At 64.1% G+C, this 19,476-nt stretch carries 16 protein-coding genes; 4 read left to right on the forward strand and 12 right to left on the reverse strand.

The window, feature by feature from the left end; all coding sequences use genetic code 11:
• Window positions 1-87: 87 nt before the first annotated feature.
• From rpoD to QCE49_RS31310, 4 genes are all read right to left on the reverse strand, one after another.
• Window positions 88-2,145 (reverse strand): RNA polymerase sigma factor RpoD, encoded by a 2,058-nt coding sequence (gene rpoD, locus QCE49_RS31295; protein ID WP_075583507.1) that lies wholly within the window; start codon window positions 2,143-2,145, stop codon window positions 88-90.
• Window positions 2,146-2,554: 409 nt separating this feature from the next.
• On the reverse strand, window positions 2,555-4,432 hold the full coding sequence (gene dnaG, locus QCE49_RS31300) for a DNA primase (RefSeq protein ID WP_008353957.1): 1,878 nt from the start codon (window positions 4,430-4,432) through the stop codon (window positions 2,555-2,557).
• A 19-nt stretch (window positions 4,433-4,451) separates the two neighbouring features.
• On the reverse strand, window positions 4,452-4,898 hold the full coding sequence (locus tag QCE49_RS31305) for a GatB/YqeY domain-containing protein (RefSeq protein ID WP_008353959.1): 447 nt from the start codon (window positions 4,896-4,898) through the stop codon (window positions 4,452-4,454).
• Window positions 4,899-5,111: 213 nt separating this feature from the next.
• Window positions 5,112-6,338 carry an NAD(P)/FAD-dependent oxidoreductase gene (locus QCE49_RS31310; RefSeq protein ID WP_250459097.1) on the reverse strand — a complete coding sequence of 409 codons (1,227 nt, stop codon included), beginning with the start codon at window positions 6,336-6,338 and terminating at the stop codon, window positions 5,112-5,114.
• Window positions 6,339-6,413: 75 nt separating this feature from the next.
• On the opposite strand from QCE49_RS31310, the gene tsaD reads away from it, so the two are divergent.
• On the forward strand, window positions 6,414-7,442 hold the full coding sequence (tsaD, locus tag QCE49_RS31315) for a tRNA (adenosine(37)-N6)-threonylcarbamoyltransferase complex transferase subunit TsaD (RefSeq protein ID WP_250459095.1): 1,029 nt from the start codon (window positions 6,414-6,416) through the stop codon (window positions 7,440-7,442).
• Window positions 7,443-7,448: 6 nt separating this feature from the next.
• Here the strand turns inward: tsaD and QCE49_RS31320 are convergent, their stop codons facing one another.
• Window positions 7,449-8,075, reverse strand: coding sequence for a glutathione S-transferase family protein (locus QCE49_RS31320; RefSeq protein ID WP_175982501.1), 627 nt, complete (start codon window positions 8,073-8,075; stop codon window positions 7,449-7,451).
• Between the two features lie 39 nt (window positions 8,076-8,114).
• Window positions 8,115-9,338: an MFS transporter gene (locus tag QCE49_RS31325; RefSeq protein ID WP_250459092.1), complete on the reverse strand. Its 1,224-nt coding sequence runs from the start codon at window positions 9,336-9,338 to the stop codon at window positions 8,115-8,117.
• A 105-nt stretch (window positions 9,339-9,443) separates the two neighbouring features.
• On the opposite strand from QCE49_RS31325, the gene QCE49_RS31330 reads away from it, so the two are divergent.
• Window positions 9,444-10,361, forward strand: coding sequence for a LysR substrate-binding domain-containing protein (locus QCE49_RS31330; RefSeq protein ID WP_175982503.1), 918 nt, complete (start codon window positions 9,444-9,446; stop codon window positions 10,359-10,361).
• A gap of 4 nt (window positions 10,362-10,365) precedes the next feature.
• Here the strand turns inward: QCE49_RS31330 and folE2 are convergent, their stop codons facing one another.
• From folE2 to QCE49_RS31350, 4 genes are all read right to left on the reverse strand, one after another.
• The gene (folE2, locus tag QCE49_RS31335) at window positions 10,366-11,172 is read right to left on the reverse strand and encodes a GTP cyclohydrolase FolE2 (RefSeq protein WP_175982504.1); all 807 of its coding nucleotides are present in this window, start codon (window positions 11,170-11,172) and stop codon (window positions 10,366-10,368) included.
• A 146-nt stretch (window positions 11,173-11,318) separates the two neighbouring features.
• The gene (gene dxs, locus QCE49_RS31340) at window positions 11,319-13,235 is read right to left on the reverse strand and encodes a 1-deoxy-D-xylulose-5-phosphate synthase (protein WP_008353967.1); all 1,917 of its coding nucleotides are present in this window, start codon (window positions 13,233-13,235) and stop codon (window positions 11,319-11,321) included.
• 88 nt (window positions 13,236-13,323) lie between these two features.
• Window positions 13,324-14,211 (reverse strand): polyprenyl synthetase family protein, encoded by an 888-nt coding sequence (locus QCE49_RS31345; protein WP_250459090.1) that lies wholly within the window; start codon window positions 14,209-14,211, stop codon window positions 13,324-13,326.
• Window positions 14,208-14,543 carry an exodeoxyribonuclease VII small subunit gene (locus tag QCE49_RS31350; RefSeq protein ID WP_250459089.1) on the reverse strand — a complete coding sequence of 112 codons (336 nt, stop codon included), beginning with the start codon at window positions 14,541-14,543 and terminating at the stop codon, window positions 14,208-14,210. The genes QCE49_RS31345 and QCE49_RS31350 overlap by 4 nt, the downstream gene beginning before the upstream one ends.
• A 310-nt stretch (window positions 14,544-14,853) precedes the next feature.
• On the opposite strand from QCE49_RS31350, the gene QCE49_RS31355 reads away from it, so the two are divergent.
• Complete coding sequence (locus QCE49_RS31355) at window positions 14,854-15,960, forward strand: aromatic ring-hydroxylating dioxygenase subunit alpha (protein WP_008353970.1); 1,107 nt, start codon at window positions 14,854-14,856, stop codon at window positions 15,958-15,960.
• Between the two features lie 105 nt (window positions 15,961-16,065).
• Window positions 16,066-16,935 (forward strand): sulfurtransferase, encoded by an 870-nt coding sequence (locus QCE49_RS31360; RefSeq protein ID WP_008353971.1) that lies wholly within the window; start codon window positions 16,066-16,068, stop codon window positions 16,933-16,935.
• A 6-nt stretch (window positions 16,936-16,941) separates the two neighbouring features.
• Here the strand turns inward: QCE49_RS31360 and QCE49_RS31365 are convergent, their stop codons facing one another.
• Together QCE49_RS31365 and QCE49_RS31370 are read right to left on the reverse strand one after the other, a co-directional pair.
• Window positions 16,942-17,817 (reverse strand): dienelactone hydrolase family protein, encoded by an 876-nt coding sequence (locus QCE49_RS31365; RefSeq protein ID WP_175982507.1) that lies wholly within the window; start codon window positions 17,815-17,817, stop codon window positions 16,942-16,944.
• Window positions 17,818-18,006: 189 nt separating this feature from the next.
• Window positions 18,007-19,371, reverse strand: a complete 1,365-nt coding sequence (locus QCE49_RS31370; RefSeq protein ID WP_250459087.1) for an NAD(P)/FAD-dependent oxidoreductase — start codon at window positions 19,369-19,371, stop codon at window positions 18,007-18,009.
• Window positions 19,372-19,476 lie beyond the last annotated feature (105 nt).

A 19,476-nucleotide genomic window follows, 5' to 3' on the forward strand; every position in this document is an offset into this window, starting at 1 on the left:
GGCGCTTTCTGTCACTTCAGAACATTGCGCGAGGCGACTACGAAGGGTAGCGAGTTTGCCTCACAACGCCTCTCAAAACAAGTCCCGTCAGTTGCCTTCGAGGAACGACTTCAACTTGTCCGACCGGCTCGGATGCCGCAGCTTGCGCAGCGCCTTCGCCTCGATCTGGCGAATCCGCTCACGCGTCACGTCGAACTGCTTGCCGACCTCTTCCAGCGTGTGATCCGTGCTCATCTCGATCCCGAACCGCATGCGCAGCACCTTCGCCTCGCGCGGCGTCAGCGAATCGAGCACGTCCTTCACGACGTCGCGCATCGATGCATGCAGCGCGGCATCGGACGGCGCCACCGTGTTCGTATCCTCGATGAAATCGCCGAGATGCGAATCGTCGTCGTCGCCGATCGGCGTTTCCATGGAGATCGGCTCCTTCGCGATCTTCATGATCTTGCGGATCTTGTCCTCGGGCATTTCCATCTTCTCGGCGAGCGTCGCCGGATCCGGCTCGAGCCCGGTCTCCTGCAAGATCTGCCGCGAAATACGGTTCATCTTGTTGATCGTTTCGATCATGTGGACCGGAATGCGAATGGTGCGCGCCTGATCCGCGATCGAACGCGTGATCGCCTGACGAATCCACCACGTCGCGTACGTCGAAAACTTGTAGCCGCGACGATATTCGAACTTGTCCACCGCCTTCATCAAGCCAATGTTGCCTTCCTGGATCAGATCGAGGAACTGCAGGCCACGATTCGTGTACTTCTTCGCGATGGAAATCACGAGGCGCAGATTCGCCTCCGTCATTTCGCGCTTCGCCTGACGCGCCTTCAACTCGCCCGCCGCCATCTGACGGTTGGTTTCCTTCAGATCCTTCAACGGCAGAACGACGCGCGCCTGCAAATCCAGCAGACGCTGCTGCTGCTCGCGGATCGCCGGAATATTGCGCTCCAGCACCGCGCTGTACTCGTGACCCTCGGCGACGACCTTGTCGGACCATTCGAGATCCGTCTCGTTGCCGGGGAATCGCGTGATGAACTCGGCGCGCGGCATGCCGCACTTGTCGACAACCGTATGCAGGATCTGCCGCTCGACCTGACGCACTTCGTCCACTTGCGCGCGCAGCGTATCGCACAGGCGCTCGACGGTACGCGCGGTGAAGCGAATGTTCATGAGCTCCGTCTGAATGGCTTCCTGCGCCTTCAGATATGCCTTCGATTTATAGCCTTCCTTCTCGTAGGCGCGGCGCATCTTGTCGAACCATTCGCTGATGAGCGCGAACTTCTCGAGCGACTGGAGCTTGAGTGCTTCGAGTTGAGCGGCGTTCGCGCTTGCCTGCGCGCTGCCGTCGTCCTCTTCTTCCTCTTCCTCTTCGCCCTCTTCCGCGGTCTCTTCTTCTTCCGATTCGATCGCTTCCGCTTCCTGCTCGGAGAAGCCATCGGTGTCCTGCGCGTTCGGATCGATCAGGCCGTCGACGAGTTCATCGACGCGCACTTCCTCGTTCTGCACGCGCTCGGCCATCGCGAGAATGTCGGCGATGGTCGTCGGGCACGCGGAGATCGCCATGACCATGTGCTTGAGGCCGTCTTCGATACGCTTCGCGATCTCGATTTCGCCTTCGCGCGTCAACAGTTCGACGGTGCCCATCTCGCGCATGTACATGCGGACCGGATCGGTCGTGCGGCCGAATTCGGAATCGACCGTGGAAAGCGCGACTTCGGCCTCTTCCTCGACTTCGTCGTCGGACGACGCGTTCGGCGCGTTGTCGTTCAGCAGCAGCGTTTCGGCATCGGGCGCTTGCTCGTACACCGCCACGCCCATGTCATTGAACGTGCTGATGATGCCTTCGATCGCCTCGGTTTCCGTGAAGTTGTCCGGAAGGTGGTCGTTGATCTCGCCGTAGGTGAGGAAGCCGCGCTCCTTGCCGAGCTTGATGAGCGCGCGCAGCTTGCCGCGCCGCTCTTCCAATTCCTCGACGGTGCCGGGCGCGCTCGACGAGAACGCATCCTTCAGCAGCGCTTTTTCCTTCGCGCGGCGATCGCGGGCCTTCGCCTTTTCGACCTTCGCCGCAGGAGCGGCGCCAGACTCTGCGTTTTGCATTGCGTCGTCTTCGACGGATACATCGTTCAGCTTTTTCGTCATGGAGTTCGCCATACCGGCTTTAGTCTCGACTCGCGGCTGCTGGACAACAGCCGATGGAACCGTGAATACCCAATACGCGCACGCTGCTTCGTCCTGCGTGCCCTGCCCGGGGCGCCATCGCGGTTCGGACGAGTGTGAATCGTCTCCTCGCCCTACCCTCGATAGCAGCCGCTTCCCTTGCGCCCGTCTGTTCGCCGGCGTGCTTATCGGCCCGTTTCGTGTGACTTATGCGGCGTGTGCCACCTTCGTCGCCTACGGTCCATTCAGCCAGCGCCTTCCTGCTTCGCTTCCCTCTGCAAACAACTTCACATGCCCTTTGCCAACTGCTCGACCGCTGCCGCCCATCTACCGTGAAAAAACGACGAAAGCGCCTGAACAGTTGACAAAAAGCAATTCACTTGAACTTTTTATTATAGCATTCTCACCTTGCGCCATCCGCGCCGGCGCCCCGCCCAGCCTTGATCTGCGCCACTCTCGCCGACAACTCCGAGAACTCCGCGACCTCTTCCGCCGACAGACTCGATTGCCGCGCCAGTTGATCCAGCCGCGCCCGGTAGCTGTCGTGCCTCAGCTTCACCACTGTTGCTTGCAATTCTTCCGCCAGCAGACGCTTTTGTTCCTCGACTCGCTGCGCCGCGTCCTCATCGGACGGATCGCGCATCAGCAAATCGCGAACGTTTTCATCATAGGCGAGAATTTCCTGAAAGATATCGTCGTATGTGGGCGCGTTTGCTGCATTTCTCAAGATCTCCGACAGCAACTGGAACTGCGCGGCATCGCCGAGTTCGCGCGCGTGCGAGATCACTTCGCTGAACAATTCGCCGTGCTCGGTCATCGTTACGAGGGTGCGCTCGCTGTCCTGATCGAGCGAAACCGCGATGCCCGGATACATCACCAGATTGCGCAGCGCGCGCTGTTCCTGTCCGGTGACGCGGCGCCGCTCGCTCTTCGGCACGTTTGCCCGCGCGACGGCCGCAGCGCGCGAATCGATGTCGCATAGCGCGGCGATTTCGGTGAACGGCGTGTCGAGCCGGTCCGCGAGCATATGCAGGATCTGCACCCGCAACGCGTTTGCGGGCAGCGCCTGCAGCAGCGGTTTAGCGTCGAAGAGCGCTTTCGCTCGGCCTTCGGGCTGCTCCAGCTCCTTGTCGTTCAGTACCTCGTTCAGCAGGAACTGCGACAGCGGCATCGCGCGATCGACCTGCTCGCCGAACCCGTCCGTGCCGAACTCGCGCACGTAGCTGTCCGGATCGTGCTCCTTCGGCAGAAAGAGGAACTTGATGGTCCGGTTGTCCGCAGCGTGCGGCAGCGCCGCTTCCAGCGCGCGACGCGCGGCTCGCCGCCCGGCCGAATCGCCGTCGAAACTGAAGACGACGGTATCCGTCTGACGAAACAGCTTCTGCACGTGGATCGGCGTACACGCCGTGCCGAGCGTCGCCACGGCGTTCGCAAAACCCAGTTGAGCGAGCGCGACGACGTCCATATACCCTTCGACGACGAGCACGTAACCCAGTTCACGAATCGCCAAGCGCGCTTCGAACAGGCCGTACAGCTCGCTGCCCTTGCTGAACAGCGGCGTCTCCGGCGAGTTCAGATATTTAGGCTCGCCCCCGTCGAGCACGCGCCCGCCGAAGCCGATCACGTTGCCCTTCACATTGCGGATCGGGAACATCACGCGTTCGCGAAAACGATCGTAACGTCGCGCCTGTCCTTGAGAATCCGTTTTTTCGCTGACGATCACCAAACCCGACTCGACCAGGTTTTCATCCCGATAATCGGGAAAGGCCGCCTCGAGGTTCTGCCAGCCATCCGGCGCGTAGCCGAGCCCGAAGCGCGCGGCGACCTCACCGGTCAAGCCGCGCTTTTTCAGATATTCGATGGCGTTCGGCGCGCCGCGCAACTGCTTGCGATAGAAATCGCACGCGGTCTGCATGACGTCCGTCAACGCGACGCTGACCGCCTTGCTCGGTGCGCTGTCGCCGCCGCCACCGCGGAACGAGTTGGAAGGCTCCTGCGGAACCGTCAGGCCGGCGCCTTGCGCCAGGTCTTTCACGGCCTCGGGAAACGTGAGGCCGGTGTGCTCCATCAGAAAGCCGATCGCGGTGCCGTGCGCGCCGCAGCCGAAGCAGTGATAGAACTGCTTGGTTGGGCTGACCGTGAACGACGGGCTTTTCTCGTTGTGAAATGGGCAAAGGCCCATGAAATTCGCGCCGCCCTTTTTTAACTGGACGTAGCGGCCCACCACGTCGACGATGTCGACGCGGTTGAGCAAATCCTGCAGGAAAGCGTGCGGAATCACCGATCGAAAGCTGCGGACGTTACTTGGCGAGTGCGGCTTTCACCTGCGCGGAGACGGCGGTCATGTCGGCCTTGCCGGCGAGCTTCGGCTTCAGCACGCCCATCACCTTGCCCATGTCCTGCGGCCCGGCGGCGCCGGTCGCGGCGACGGCTGCCTGGACTTCGGCAGCGATCGCTTCGGCGGAAAGCTGTTCGGGCATATACGCCGCCAGCACCGCCAGCTCCGCTTTCTCCTTGTCGGCGAGATCGGTGCGGCTCGCGGCTTCGAACTGGCTGATCGAATCCTTGCGCTGCTTGATCATCTTGTCGATGACGGCGGTGATGCCCGCGTCGTCGAGCGTGACGCGATCGTCGACTTCGCGCTGCTTGATTGCCGCGAGCAGCAGGCGAATCGTGCCGAGACGCTCGGTTTCCTTCGCGCGCATGGCAGTCTTCATGTCGTCGTTGATCTGGTCTTTGAGGCTCATCGTTCACCCGGTGCAATTGCGAAAGTTTGAATTCCGGCCGGCGCGCGGCGGTCCCGCGAAAGCAAAAACCCGCTTGGGAACGCCTCCTCAAGCGGGATTAGCAGACAGCCTTCCCGGCGCCAGCGGAAAGCGGAGAGAATCCTCCGATGACCGTCCGAGTATAGCAAACGGGTCCGCGTTTCGAGACTCGCCAAAACCCCCGGACGGACGCCCTCAGGCGGTCGTCGCCGCGTCTCGCGCGTACTCCGCGGCGGCCTTGCCCGCGGCGACGCCCGAAGCCCACGCCCACTGGAAGTTATAGCCGCCGAGCCAGCCGGTGACATCGACCGCCTCGCCGATGAAATAGAGCCCCGCGACGCGCTCGCTCATCATCGTCGCGGATGAAAGCTCGCGCGTGTCGACGCCGCCGCGCGTGACTTCCGCCTTGCGATAGCCTTCGGTGCCGCTCGGCGTGAGCGTCCAGTCCGACAGCGATGCGCCGATCGCCTTTAGCGTGCGATCCGGCAGATCGGCGAGGCGCGCGTCGACCGGCACGCGCTGCGCTTCGAGCCACGCGTGCGCGAGACGCGCGGGAACGTGCTCGGCCAGAAAATTGCCGATCTGCTTTTTCGAGCCGGCTTTGGCTTCGATCAGCATGGCGGTCGGATCGAGGTCGGGAAGCAGATCGACGTGAATCGGCTCCGACGTGTTCCAGTAGCTCGAAATCTGCAGCACGCCCGGCCCTGACACGCCGCGATGCGTGAGCAGCAAGTCTTCGTCGAATTCGCCGCGCGTCTTGCCATTGCCCGTGCTGATGCGAACCGGCAGCGAAAGCCCCGACAGCTGCGCGAACGGCGCCCAGTCGGCGGACGTGAACGTGAGCGGCACGAGCGCGGGACGCGTATCGACGAGCTTGTGGCCGAACTGCTTGGCGACGCGATAGCCGAAATCCGTCGCGCCGATCTTCGGAATCGACAGGCCACCGGTCGCGATCACGAGCGCCGCCGCGACGATCGCGCCCGCGTTCGTATCGAGCGCGAAACGCGCGCCGTCGTGACGGACCTCATGCACGGCGACCGGACGCCGCCACGCGACGCGACCGGCATCGCACTCGCTTTTGAGCACGTCGATGATGGTCTCGCTGGAGTCGTCGCAGAAGAGCTGGCCCTTGTGCTTCTCGTGCCACTTCACGCGGTATTGCTTGAGCAGCGCGAGAAAATCGCGCGGCGTGTAGCGGGCGAGCGCGGAGCGGCAAAAATGCGGATTCGCCGACAGAAAATTGGCAGGCTGCGCGTTGATGTTCGTGAAGTTGCAGCGCCCGCCGCCGGAGATGCGGATTTTTTCGGCGAGACGCTCTGCGTGGTCGAGAAGGACGACGCGGCGTCCGGATTGAGCGGCCACGGCCGCGCACATCATGCCGGCCGCGCCCGCGCCGATGACGGCGATATCGAAGGATTCCATGGCGCGCATTTTACCTTCGACACGCTCGATCACGCCCGCTGCTATACTTTTCTGTTCCTCTAACGCATTGAATCCATGCTAGTTCTAGGCATCGAAAGCTCCTGCGACGAAACCGGCCTCGCACTCTACGACACCGAGCGCGGCCTGCTTTCGCACGCCCTTCATTCGCAGATCGCGATGCATCGCGATTACGGCGGCGTCGTGCCCGAACTGGCTTCGCGCGATCACATCCGCCGCGCGCTGCCGCTGCTGGAGGAAGTGCTCGACAAGTCCGGCGCACAGCGCGGCGACATCGACGCCATCGCGTTCACGCAAGGGCCGGGGCTCGCGGGGGCGCTGCTCGTCGGCGCGAGCATCGCGAATGCGCTGGCGATGGCGTGGGACAAGCCGACCGTCGGCATCCATCATCTGGAAGGGCATTTGCTGTCGCCGCTGCTCGTCGACGCGCCGCCGCCCTTTCCGTTCGTCGCGCTGCTCGTGTCCGGCGGACACACGCAGTTGATGCGCGTGACCGATGTCGGCGTCTACGAGACGCTCGGCGAAACACTCGACGACGCCGCCGGCGAAGCCTTCGACAAGACCGCGAAGCTGCTCGGCCTCGGCTATCCGGGCGGGCCGGAAGTGTCGCGGCTCGCGGAATTCGGCACGCCCGGCGCGGTCGCGCTGCCGCGCCCGATGCTCCATTCCGGCGATCTCGATTTCAGCTTCAGCGGCCTGAAAACCGCCGTGCTCACGCACAGCCGCAAGCTCGGCAACAACGTCTGCGAGCAGGCCAAGGCCGATCTCGCGCGCGGTTTCGTCGATGCGGCCGTGGACGTGCTCGTCGCTAAATCGCTCGCCGCGCTGAAGAAAACGGGGTTGAAGCGGCTCGTCGTGGCGGGCGGCGTCGGCGCGAACCGGCAGTTGCGCGAGGCGCTGTCGGCGGCGGCGAAAAAGCGCCGCTTCGACGTGCATTACCCCGACCTGTCGCTATGCACAGACAACGGCGCGATGATCGCGCTCGCGGGCGCGCTGCGCCTGTCGCGCTGGCCGGAGCAGGCCCTGCGCGACTACGCGTTCACCGTGAAGCCGCGCTGGGATCTCACGTCGCTCGCGCGCGCCTGAGCCACTTTATCGAGGCGGATTGAACGGCTGCACGATCGCCTTGAAGACGGGCAGCGTTTCGCAGCGATCGCTATGGCCGATGAGCGTCGGCCAGCGCGTCGAGCTGAAAATTTCCGGATGCGCCTCGCGCGCGAAGCGCAGCGCGCAGGCCACGGCGATATCGGCGTGGCCGATTGCATCGCCGAACCAGTAAGGCGTCGCGCGCGCAGCGCGGTCCGCTTCCAGCGCATTCAACACACGCTCGACCTGCCCCGTGCAGCGATCGAGCCACGCCTGCGATTTCTCCTTGTGCAGCACGCGTTCGTAGACGAGCGCGACGGCCTTGTCGGCGAGACCGGTCGCGAGCGCGCAGACCTTCAGCGCCTGACGTCGCTCCGGCCCGCCCGATGGAATCAAAGCGCGCGCATCGCCCGCCTCTGCGTCGAGATAGTCGAGGATCATCGTGCTTTCGATGAGCGTATCGCCGGAATCGAGCACGAGCGTCGGCACGCGGCACAGCGGGTTGTACGGCGCGATCTTGTCGGCGTCGCCGAACACCGACCACGGGCGATGCTCGAACGCCATGTCGTAGAGCTTCAGCGCGATGCCGACGCGCCGCACGAACGGGGAATCGTATTGGCCGATGAGAATCAAGATGCGCTCCGCGTGGTGGTGATGACGTGGACGGCCAGTTTAAGCGCGCGCGGGCCTCGGAAACAACGGCCACGCGAGCGACGCGCACACGCCCGCCCCGAGCCAGACCATCGGCCAGGAACCGATCGCGAGCACGTGCGGAATGGCGAGCGGCGTCACGAAAAAGCCGACGAAGACCGCCGTGTTCGCCATGCCGAGCGCGGTGCCCGCGCGTTCGGTGCCCGCGAGCGTCGCCAGTTCCGTGTACGCGACGCCGTGCCATGCCGACACGCAGACGCCCGCGAGAATCAGCATCGCCGCGAGCAAAACGGGCCAATGGACCGCGCCCAGCGCCGTCGCGATACCGAGCACGACGAACGACGCGCACGCGACGATCGTCGATACGCGCAGGTACGTGCGGCGGTTGCGGTGCCGGTCGGTGTGGCGGCCGCTGCAGACGCGCATCGCGATCGCACCGATCTGGAGCGTGGCCATCGTCGTGCTGATCGCGGTCAGGCCGAAGTGCGCGGCGTCGTGCATGAAGATCGTCGCGAAACTCAGCACCGCGAACTGCGGCACGCACAAGATGCCGATGCCCAGCACGACGCGCCAGACCAGCGCGTTTTTCAGCGGCGCGGCGCCTGCGCTCCGAATCGCCCGATGAACGGCTTCAGCCGGCTCGTGAAGCCAGCGCCAGGCGAAAATGCCGGACAGCGCGCACATCGCGGCCAGCGCGCCGAATACCGCCCCGAAACCATGCGACGACGCGAGCCACGGCAGCAACGCCGCGCCGATGCCGCCGCCGAGCGGCACAGCCGTCTGGCGAATGCTCATCGCGAGGCCGCGCTCGCCTTCGCCGAACCACGCCATCACCGCGCGTCCGCTCGACCCGTTGACGCTGCCGCCGAGCAGTCCCAGCGCGCACATCGCGAAGACGAGCCAGCCGAAGCTCGCCGTCGCGGGCGTCGCGAACAAAGTCATCGCGACGAGCACCGCGGCCGTCGAAAAGAGACCGGTCAGCAGGACGGGACGGTCACCCCACTTGTCGGTGAGAACGCCCCAAGGCAATTCGGACAGCGCGACGCCCAAGCCTAGGGCGCCCAGCACGACGCCCAGTTGCCCGTTGCTCAGATGATAGGCGCCGCGAATCCAGACGGCGGTCGTCGGAAAGCCCGTCGCCGCCGCCGACACGCTCGCGTTCGCCGCGACGCCCACGCCGAGCACTTTCCAGCGGTGTCCATCGCCGAGTGCGGTTTTGGTGTTCAAAGCGAGAGAAATGGCCATGTCGCAGTCCATCGAAAAGTTGACTGGGGCCAGTTTGAACGCTTAACATCATCCTGAAAATCGCAAAGTTTGCGACGGACCGTTCATCAAATCGGGACTGTCATCATGAGCCAGACAACCTTCGACCTCGCGGTGTTGCGCAGCTTCGTCGCGGGCGTGGACCTCGGGAGTTTCGCGAAAGCAGCCGATCGCGTCGGGCGTTCGACGTCCGCCGTCAGCGCCCAGATTCACAAGCTGGAAGAACAGGCGGGCACACCGCTGTTTCGCAAATCGGGACGCGGGCTCGCACTCACCGATGCCGGCGAGGTCATGCTCAACTACGCGCGGCGGCTCGTCGAGCTGAACGACGAAGCCGCAGTCGCGGTTCGCGGCGTCGATCTGGAAGGCTGGATCCGGCTCGGTCTGCAGGAAGATTTCGGCGAAGTCGTGCTGCCCGATGTGCTCGGACGCTTCGCGCGAGCGCACCCGAAAGTGCGGATCGAAGCGCGCGTCGCGCGGAATACGGAACTGCTGGAGCGCATCGGCGGCGCGCAGCTCGATCTCGCGCTCGTGTGGGGCGCGGCGGGCGTGCCGGATGAAAGTCAGGCGTCGAATCTGCCCGAGCCGATCGCCGCGCCGCCGATGCGCTGGATCGCGTCATCGACCGTTCCCTGGCATTTCGACGCCGACGAGCCCTTGCCGCTCATCGTTTTCGATCGGCCGTGTCTCTTCCACAGCGCGGCGGCGGCGGCGCTCGACCGTGCGGGCATCAAATGGCGTGTGGCGTTCACGAGCCCGAGCCTGTCCGGACTGTGGGCGGCGGCAGCGGCGGGACTCGGCGTGACGGTGCGAACGAGCTACGGCCTGCCGTCGACCGTTCGTCCGCTCGATGGCGGCGAAGGCGGTTTGCCCGCGCTGCCGTCGATTCCGCTCGCGCTGCATCGCGCGTCGGGAAAGGGCTCGCCGCTCGTCGAGCGGCTGGCGTCGCTCGTGGTGGAATCGGTGCGGGAAGCGCACGTTTCCGCGGAAACGGCGCTTGCCTAGACGTTCAGGCGTCGCGGCGCTTGTCGCGCTCGATCACGGCATACGCACTGTGATTGTGGATCGACTCGAAGTTCTCGGCTTCGAGCGTATAGGCGACGATGCGCGCGTCGGCGTTCAGGCGCGTCGCGACATCGCGCACGAGGTCCTCGACGAACTTCGGATTTTCATACGCGCGCTCGGTGACGAACTTCTCGTCCGGACGCTTCAGCAAGCCCCACAGTTCGCACGACGCCTCTTCCTCGGCGATGCGGATCAGTTCCTCGACCGGCATCTCGTCGGCCAATTCCGCCGCGATCGTGACGTGCGAGCGCTGGTTGTGCGCGCCGTACTGCGAAATCTTCTTCGAGCACGGGCACAGGCTCGTCACCGGCACGAGCACTTTGATCGACATGCGCGTGTCGCCGTCACGCCGCTCGGCGATAAACGTCACTTCGTAGTCCAGCAAGCTCTTCACGCCCGAGACCGGCGCGGTCTTCATGACGAAGTACGGCATCGTCACTTCGATACGGCCGGAGTGCGCTTCGAGCTTCGCCAGCATCAGCGAGAGCAATCCGCGCAGCGCGTGCTGATCGACCGGCAGCCGGTTCTCTTCCAGCAACGCGACGAAACGCGACATGTGCGTGCCCTTCTGTTCCGCGGGCAGATGCACGTCGAGGTTCCATACGCCGACGGTCGGCTTCAGCCCGTCTTCCGTCAGCACCGTCAGCGGATAGCGCACGCCCTTGACGCCGACGCGCTGAATCGCGATCTGACGCGTGTCGGGCGTGCTCTGGACGTCGGGCATCACGAAGGCGGGATTCATCTGATTCATTTGTTTTGTCCTTATGCGCCGCGCGTCGCGCAAGACGCGAGCGGGTCGATACGTTCAAGCGCACACGGCGCGGGACGATGCCCGCGCCGTGTGCCAAAGCGTTGATGCACGGCGCACCCCGAGCGCGCCGTTCGAGCGAGGCGTCGTCAGGCGACGCGCTTCGTCAGCTTCCCTGCGTTGGCGCTTTCGATTGCGTCGATAAAGCGCTCGCGAATCGACTTGGCGATGCCAGCCGCGTCCAGTCCGACGCTCGACAGCAGCTTGGCCGGATCGCCGTGATCGATGAACACGTCCGGCAAGCCGAGTTGCAGCACGGGCTTTACGATGGAGCTTGCAAGCAGCGCTTCGACGCACGCGGAACCCGCGCCGCCCATGATCGTGCCTTCTTCGATCGTGACGATCGCGTCGTGCGTGGCGGCGAGTTCGCGCAGCAGATCGGCGTCGACCGGTTTCACGAAGCGCATGTTGGCGACGGTCAAATCCAGTTCCTCGGCGGCGGCGAGCGACGGCGCGACCATCGTGCCGAACGCGCAAATCGCGATGCGCTTGCCCGAGCCCAGCTTTTGCGACGACTCGCGGCGAATCTCGCCCTTGCCGACCGGAATCGCGGTCATCTGCTTGACCGTCGCCACGCCGGTGCCCGCGCCGCGCGGATAGCGCACGGCCGTCGGGTTCGGCTGCTGCAGCGCCGTGTAGAGCATCTGGCGGCACTCGTTTTCGTCCGACGCGGCCATCACCGTCATGTTCGGGATGCAGCGCAGGAACGCGAGATCGTAGTTGCCCGCGTGCGTCGCGCCGTCCGCGCCGACGAGGCCCGCGCGATCGATCGCGAACACGACTGGCAGATTCTGCAGCGCGACGTCGTGGATCAGTTGGTCATACGCGCGTTGCAGGAAGGTCGAATAGATGGCGACGACCGGCTTCATGCCGTCCGCGGCCAGGCCGCCCGCGAAGGTCACCGCGTGCTGTTCGGCGATGCCGACATCGAAATAGCGGTCCGGGAAGCGCTTCTCGAACTCGACCATGCCGGAGCCTTCGCGCATCGCCGGCGTGATGCCGACCACGCGCGAGTCTTGCGCTGCGGCGTCGCACAGCCATTCGCCGAACACCTGCGTGTAAGTCTTCTTCGATGGCGCCGTCGACGGCTTGATGCCTTCAGCCGGATTGAACTTGCCCGGACCGTGATACAGCACCGGATCGGCTTCGGCGAGCTTGTAGCCCTGGCCTTTCTTGGTGACGACGTGCAGGAATTGCGGGCCGCGCAGTTCCTTGATGTTCTGCAGCGTCGGGATCAGCGAATCGAGATCGTGACCGTCGATCGGGCCGATGTAGTTGAAGCCGAACTCCTCGAATAGCGTGGCCGGGACGATCATGCCCTTCGCGTGCTCTTCGAGCTTGCGCGCGAGATCGAGCACGGGCGGCGCATGGCGCAGCACGCGTTCGACGCCCGCGCGCGCGGCGGCGTAGAAACGGCCCGACATCAGACGCGCGAGATGGCGATTCAACGCGCCGACCGGCGGCGAAATCGACATGTCGTTGTCGTTGAGGATGACGAGCAGCGGCACGTCGTCGGCGACGCCCGCGTTGTTCATCGCTTCGAAGGCCATGCCCGCGGTCATCGCGCCGTCGCCGATCACGGCGATCGAAAAGCGGTTGTCGCCCTGCAGCTTGTTGGCGATCGCCATGCCGAGCGCAGCCGAAATCGACGTGCTCGAATGCGCGGTGCCGAAGGTGTCGTATTCGGATTCGGCGCGGCGCGGGAAACCGGAGATGCCGCCGAGCTGGCGCAGCCCCGGCATCTGATCGCGGCGGCCGGTCAGGATCTTGTGCGGATACGTCTGATGACCGACGTCCCAGACGATGCGGTCATTAGGCGTATCGAACACATAGTGCAACGCGATGGTCAGCTCCACCGTGCCCAGATTGGACGACAGATGGCCGCCCGTCTGGGACACGCTATCGAGCACGTAGGCTCGCAGCTCGTCGGCCAGCGGTTGCAATTGGCGGCGATCGAGGGCGCGGAGATCGGCCGGATCGTCGATGGTTTTCAGCAAGTCGTACATCGTCGTCCCATTTTAGGAAAACTGGCGTGATTCGTTCGGTGCGATTGTTTCTTTCTTCGCACCGTGGGGTTCGTCACGCGTTCAACAATCAATTCACCCGGTTCACGACCAGGTCGGCAAGCTCGGCGAGACGCTGGCCGCGCGCGCCGAACGGCTCGATCGCGGCGTCCGCGTCGCGGCCCAGTTGCGCAGCGAGTTCGCGCGACGCATCGAGCCCGATGATCGATACGTAAGTGGGCTTGTCGTGCTGCGCGTCCTTGCCGGCGGTCTTGCCGAGCGTGGCGGAATCGGCGGTGACGTCCAGGATGTCGTCGACGACCTGGAATGCGAGACCGATCGCTGCCGCATACCGATCCAGCGACGTCAGCGCTTCCGCGCCCGGATGCGTGCCCGCGAGCGCGCCCATGCGGACCGATGCGCGCAGCAGCGCACCTGTTTTCTTGCGATGCATCGTCTCGAGCTCGGGGCGCGACAGCTTGCGGCCGACGCTTTCCAGGTCGATCGCCTGACCGCCCGCCATGCCGAGCGAGCCGCTCGCGACCGCCAGCTCGCGCACGAGCGCGGCTTGCTGGGCATCGCTCAAACCGTTGCCTTCCGCCGTCAATGCGACGAACGCCTGCGATTGCAGCGCGTCACCGACGAGCAGTGCCGTCGCTTCGTCATATTGGATGTGTACGGTAGGCTTGCCGCGACGCAACGCGTCGTCATCCATGGCGGGCATATCGTCATGCACCAGCGAATAGACGTGGATCATCTCGAGTGCCGCGCTCGCCGCTTCGACGGCCTGCGCGCTCGCGCCGGTCAGCTCGCCCGCCGCGTGGACGAGCAGGGGCCGCACGCGCTTGCCGCCGCCCAGCACCGCGTAGCGCATGGCTTCGTGCAGGCGCGCCGGCGCGACGTCCGTGCCCGGAAGATAGTGTTCCAGCGCCGTCTCGACGCGATCGAGCGTCGCGCGCATCCATTGTTCGAAGGTCATAGGTCGTCGTCCCCGTCGTCGTTCGTCGCTCCGGCACCCTGCGTGGCGCGCTGCACCTCGGCGGGCAACGGTTTGAGCGTCTCGCCATCGAGAACGCGTACCTGCTGCTCAACTTTTTCGAGTTGCTGTTGGCAAAAGCCGACAAGCGCTGCGCCGCGGCGGTATGCCGCAAGCGATTCCTCGAGGCTCAGCGCGCCCTCTTCCATGCGCGCGACGAGCGATTCGAGTTCTGCCAGCGCCGCCTCGTAATTCTCGGGAAGCGGGGCGGCGTCCGCGCTCTGTGCGCTTGCGCCGGCTTGCTCGCCTGTTTCCTGGACAGCGGTCTTCGCCATGAATCGTGGATGTGCAATTGAATTTTTGGAACCAAGTCGCACATTCTACGGCAAAAGCCAAATTTTCGACCCGCATCCCGTCCACGCGGGACCGTCGAGATTGCTTTGCCGGATTCTCCGCCAATCGGGAAGGAACGTGCGATTCAAGCGCGCGGGCGCAACGATTGCGAGGAACTCTCGCGACAATTTATACCCAAATCAAGACCTTAAGCACCCCAAGGATGCGGATTTCGGTATAATCGCGGGCTCCCTAAATCGAATCTTCGATGGTTGGGTTGTTCACTGCTTTCACGTCTTAACGGGAGTGGGAATGTCCAATCTGAGCAATGCATTGCAGCTGAACGCCATTCACAGTCAGCTGCCAGTCACGGCTTACTTTGACGAAGCGCTTCTTACGCGCGAACTCGACACACTTTTCAAGCAAGGTCCACGCTACGTCGGGCACGAACTCATGGTTCCCGAAGCGGGCAACTATTTCGCGCTTCCGGGCGAAGGCGAAGGGCGCGTGCTCGTCCGCAATCAGCAGAACAATATCGAACTGCTGTCCAACGTGTGCCGCCATCGCCAGGCAATCATGCTCAATGGCCGCGGCAGCGCGGACAACATCGTCTGCCCGCTGCATCGCTGGACCTACGATCTCAACGGTCAACTGCTCGGCGCGCCGCATTTCGCGGACAAGCCTTGCCTGAACCTCGGCAAGACTTCGCTGCAGAACTGGCAAGGCCTGCTCTTCGAATCGGAGGGCCGCAACGTCGCCGCGGATCTCGCGCGGCTTGGCACCGCAAAGCACTTCGACTTCTCGGGCTTCATGTTCGATCACGTCGAAGTGCACGAGTGCAATTACAACTGGAAGACGTTCATCGAAGTCTATCTCGAGGACTATCACGTCGCGCCGTTCCATCCGGGACTCGGCAGCTTCGTGTCGTGCGACAACCTCGAGTGGGAATTCGGCGACTGGTACAGCGTCCAGACCGTGGGCGTCCACAAGAACTTGGAAAAGCCGGGCAGCCCGACGTATCGCAAGTGGCACGACGAAGTCCTGCGCTTTCGCAACGGCGCGCCGCCCGAGTTCGGTGCGATCTGGATGGTGTATTACCCCGGTCTGATGATCGAGTGGTATCCGCATGTGCTGGTCGTGTCGTGGCTGATTCCACAAGGCACGCAGAAGACGACGAACATCGTCGAGTTCTATTACCCCGAGGAAATCGCGCTTTTTGAGCGTGAGTTCATTGAGGCCGAGCGCGCTGCGTATATGGAAACCGCGCGTGAGGACGACGAAATCGGCGAGCGCATGGACGCGGGCCGGCGCGCGCTGATGTCGCGCGGCGAGAATCAGGTCGGGCCGTATCAGAGCCCGATGGAATCCGGCATGCAGCACTTCCACGAGTTCTTGCGGCATCAGCTCGGCGCGATCTGATATAGGCCGTTCGGCCAGAGTTACGAAAAGGCGGGCTTTCAGGCCCGCCTTTTTGTTTAGACTAACGGTTCAAGTCTCGCACATGAGCGACGCACAGGAGCCGTCATGCCGCACACCCACTACACCACGCTCATCTCGGCGGCGAATCTCGCCGAACGGCTCGCCGCCGCGCCCGGCAGCATGCTCGTCTTCGATTGCCGCTTCGATCTGGCCGCGCCCGAATCCGGCGAAGCGGCCTATGCGCAAGGGCATATTCCCGGCGCGCACTATCTTCATCTGGATCGAGATCTGTCCGGCGTCAAGACGGGCACGAACGGGCGTCATCCGCTTCCGGAGCGCGCCGCGCTCGTCGCCAAACTGGCCAGCTTCGGCCTGAACGAGGGCCAGCAAGTAGTCGCGTACGATGCCCACGGCGGCATGTACGCCGCGCGTCTCTGGTGGCTGCTGCGCTGGCTCGGGCACGATTCCGTCGCGTTGCTCGACGGCGGCCTGCAGGCCTGGGAAGCCGCGGGCAATCCGCTCGATACCGCCGTGCCGCCGAAGAGGCAGGGCACGTTCAAGGCCGGCGCGCCGCTTCAGGTGACGATCGACGCCCCGGCGATCGAGCGCAGCATCGGCACGCGCGATCATCTGCTGATCGATGCGCGCGCCGCCGATCGTTACCGCGGCGAGAATGAGACGATCGATCCTGTCGGCGGGCACATTCCCGGCGCGCTGAATCACTTTTTCAAGAACAATCTGACGGCGGAAGGCCGCTTCAAGACCGCGCACGAACTGCGCGAGGCGTTCGGTTCGCTCGTCGGCACGACGCCGGCGGACCGCGTCGTCCTGCAATGCGGCTCGGGCGTGACGGCATGCCATAACGCGCTCGCGATGGAGATCGCCGGCCTGCACGGCGCGGCGCTCTATCCCGGCTCGTGGAGCGAGTGGAGCGCCGATCCGGGCCGGCCCGTCGCGACCGGCCCGAATCCGTGAACGCCGTTATTTGACGCCGTGCTCGCGGAACCACGCGAGCGCGCGCTTCCATCCGTCCTCGGCGTCGGCTTTGCGATAGCTCGGCCGATAATCCGCGAAGAACGCATGCGGCGCGTCGTCGTACACGACGAACTGCGAGTCTTTCGCGGGCGGCGGGTCGTTCGCGAGCGCCTGTTTCATCTGCTCGATCGTATCCTGCGGGATGCTCTGATCCTGCCGGCCATATAGGCCGAGCACCGGCACTTTGAGCTGGCTCGCGAGGTCGATCGGATTGGCCGGCGTGTTCTCGGTCTTGTTGCCGACGAGCCGTCCGTACCACGCCACGGCCGCCTTCACATTGGGATTGTGCTCGGCATAGAGCCAGGTGATGCGCCCGCCCCAGCAAAACCCGGTAATGCCGACGCGCTTCGGATCGCCGCCATGCTCGCCCGCCCATTTGACCGTCTGATCGATGTCGGAGATCACTTGTGCATCGGGCACTTTCGACACGAGTTGTTCGTTGAGCTGCTGCATCGACTTGTAGGCCGATGCATCGCCCTGACGCGTGTAGAGATCCGGCGCGATGGCGAGATAACCCTGCTTGGCGAAGCGCCGGCAGACGTCGGCGATATGCTCGTGCACGCCGAAAATCTCGTGAATCACGATGATGACCGGCAAATGCGTCTTGCCTTTGGGCTGCGCGCGGTACGCCGGCACGAGCGTGCCATCCGCGCCGCGTATGCCGATGGCGCCGGCTTCCAGCCCATCGCTGTCGGTGTGAACGGTTTGCGCGGACACCGGCAGCACGGCGGCCGCGAAGCCGGTGCCGAAGGTCGCCTTGATGAAATTGCGTCGGTTGAACGGGACGTGCGGAATGAGGCTGTCGACTTCAGGGTCTAGCATACGAAGCTCCCGCGGCAATGCCGTCGCGGCGCGTACTCGATCGCGCGACGGCGAGGATCGTTGAAATCCGCGCGACGCGATCAAGGCGTCACGACGCGCGGCGCTGCACGACGATGAACGCGCGTTATGCATTAAGCGCGCCGCTCATTCTAAACAGCTTTAAACGAACGGCGCAGCGGATCTATTCCGTCAGTGCAGCTTGACACGCGGGGCGGTGGAACGGCGCAGCCAGTGCGCGACAGTATCGAGCACCATGCGCGCATAGCCGTGCAGCGCGGCCACATGCAGGCGATACAGCGACATGTACATGAAGCGCGCGAAGAGGCCTTCGATCAGCATGTTGCCGCCGATCAACCCGCCCATCAGATTGCCGACCGCGCTGTAATGGCCGAGCGACACCAGCGAGCCGAAATCGCGATACGTGTACTCGGGCAACGGCTTGCCCTGCAACATCCGCTCAAACAACTTGAAAAGGAAGCTCGCCTGCTGATGCGCGGCCTGCGCGCGCGGCGGAACGTTGCGCTCGTTGCCGGGCCACGGACACGCGGCGCAATCGCCGAGCGCGAAGACGTTCTCGTCGGTTTCGGTTTGCAGCGTGCGACGCACGACGAGCTGGCCGAGACGATTGGTCGGAAGTCCGTCGAGATTGTTGAGAATCGCGGGCGCCTTGATGCCCGCCGCCCAGACTGTGAGATCCGCGCGAATCGTCTTGCCGCTCGCCGTGCGGATCGTGTCGCGCGAGACCTGCGCGACGGTTTCGCCCGTCATCAGCTTTACGCCGAGCTTGGTCAGCAGTTCCGCCGTCGCGCTGGACACGCGTTCCTGCAATGCGGGCAGAATGCGTGGCCCGGCCTCGATCAGCACGATGCCGATATCGTGCTTCGGATCGAGCTTGTGCAAGCCGTATGCGGAAAGCACTTGCGCGGTATTGCGCAATTCCGCCGATAATTCGACGCCCGTCGCGCCCGCGCCGACGATCGCCACCTGAATGCGCGGCACGGGATCGACGCCGGGCTCTTCGTCGACTTCGTCCACGCCCGCCGCGACGGGTTCCGGTGCGAAATGCTCCGCGCGCATGCAGGCCGCGATCAGGCGCTTGCGGAAGAGCTCCGCCTGACCGACGGTATCGAGCGCGATCGAATTCTGCTGCGCGCCTTCGACGCCGAAGAAATGCGTCGTGCTGCCGATCGCGATGACGAGCGTGTCGTACTCCAACTCGCGCTCGGGCAGCAGTTCGCCGGCTTCTTCGTCGCGCAACGCGCCGATCGTGATGCGCCTCGCCGCCCGATTCAGTCCGACGAGTTCGCCCTGCTGAAACTCGAAGCCGTGCCACAGGGCTTGTGCCGCGTATTCGAGTTCCTGCGTGAAGGGATCCATGCTGCCCGCCGCGACTTCATGCAGGAGCGGTTTCCAAATATGCGTCGGGTTGCGGTCGACGAGCGTGACTTGCGCTTTCGGCGGCGTTTTGGAATCCGTCGAGCCGAAACGGTCGCCGAGACGAGTTGCGAGTTCGAGGCCGCCTGCGCCTCCGCCGATGATGATGAAGCGATGCATGGAACTCTCCCTGTGCTTTTATATTCGATCGGCCTTCGTGCTTATCTTCCTCGATTGAAACATTGTGCGGAGCTTCGGTGACAGTCACAAGCGAGTCACCAACAT

It is taken from the genome of Caballeronia sp. LZ008, from assembly GCF_031451435.1.
GTDB classification, from domain to species: Bacteria; Pseudomonadota; Gammaproteobacteria; order Burkholderiales; family Burkholderiaceae; genus Caballeronia; species Caballeronia zhejiangensis.

Bases quoted from the DNA above. Each gene is read 5' to 3' on its own strand.
- QCE49_RS31330 (WP_175982503.1), top strand. From the start codon at position 9,444: ATGAGCCAGACAACCTTCGACCTCGCGGTGTTGCGCAGCTTCGTCGCG.
- QCE49_RS31350 (WP_250459089.1), bottom strand. From the start codon at position 14,543: ATGGCGAAGACCGCTGTCCAGGAAACAGGCGAGCAAGCCGGCGCAAGC.
- QCE49_RS31355 (WP_008353970.1), top strand. From the start codon at position 14,854: ATGTCCAATCTGAGCAATGCATTGCAGCTGAACGCCATTCACAGTCAG.
- QCE49_RS31345 (WP_250459090.1), bottom strand. From the start codon at position 14,211: ATGACCTTCGAACAATGGATGCGCGCGACGCTCGATCGCGTCGAGACG.
- folE2 (WP_175982504.1), bottom strand. From the start codon at position 11,172: ATGAATCAGATGAATCCCGCCTTCGTGATGCCCGACGTCCAGAGCACG.
- QCE49_RS31365 (WP_175982507.1), bottom strand. From the start codon at position 17,817: ATGCTAGACCCTGAAGTCGACAGCCTCATTCCGCACGTCCCGTTCAAC.
- QCE49_RS31305 (WP_008353959.1), bottom strand. From the start codon at position 4,898: ATGAGCCTCAAAGACCAGATCAACGACGACATGAAGACTGCCATGCGC.
- QCE49_RS31370 (WP_250459087.1), bottom strand. From the start codon at position 19,371: ATGCATCGCTTCATCATCATCGGCGGAGGCGCAGGCGGCCTCGAACTC.
- QCE49_RS31360 (WP_008353971.1), top strand. From the start codon at position 16,066: ATGCCGCACACCCACTACACCACGCTCATCTCGGCGGCGAATCTCGCC.
- QCE49_RS31325 (WP_250459092.1), bottom strand. From the start codon at position 9,338: ATGGCCATTTCTCTCGCTTTGAACACCAAAACCGCACTCGGCGATGGA.
- rpoD (WP_075583507.1), bottom strand. From the start codon at position 2,145: ATGGCGAACTCCATGACGAAAAAGCTGAACGATGTATCCGTCGAAGAC.
- QCE49_RS31310 (WP_250459097.1), bottom strand. From the start codon at position 6,338: ATGGAATCCTTCGATATCGCCGTCATCGGCGCGGGCGCGGCCGGCATG.
- dxs (WP_008353967.1), bottom strand. From the start codon at position 13,235: ATGTACGACTTGCTGAAAACCATCGACGATCCGGCCGATCTCCGCGCC.
- tsaD (WP_250459095.1), top strand. From the start codon at position 6,414: ATGCTAGTTCTAGGCATCGAAAGCTCCTGCGACGAAACCGGCCTCGCA.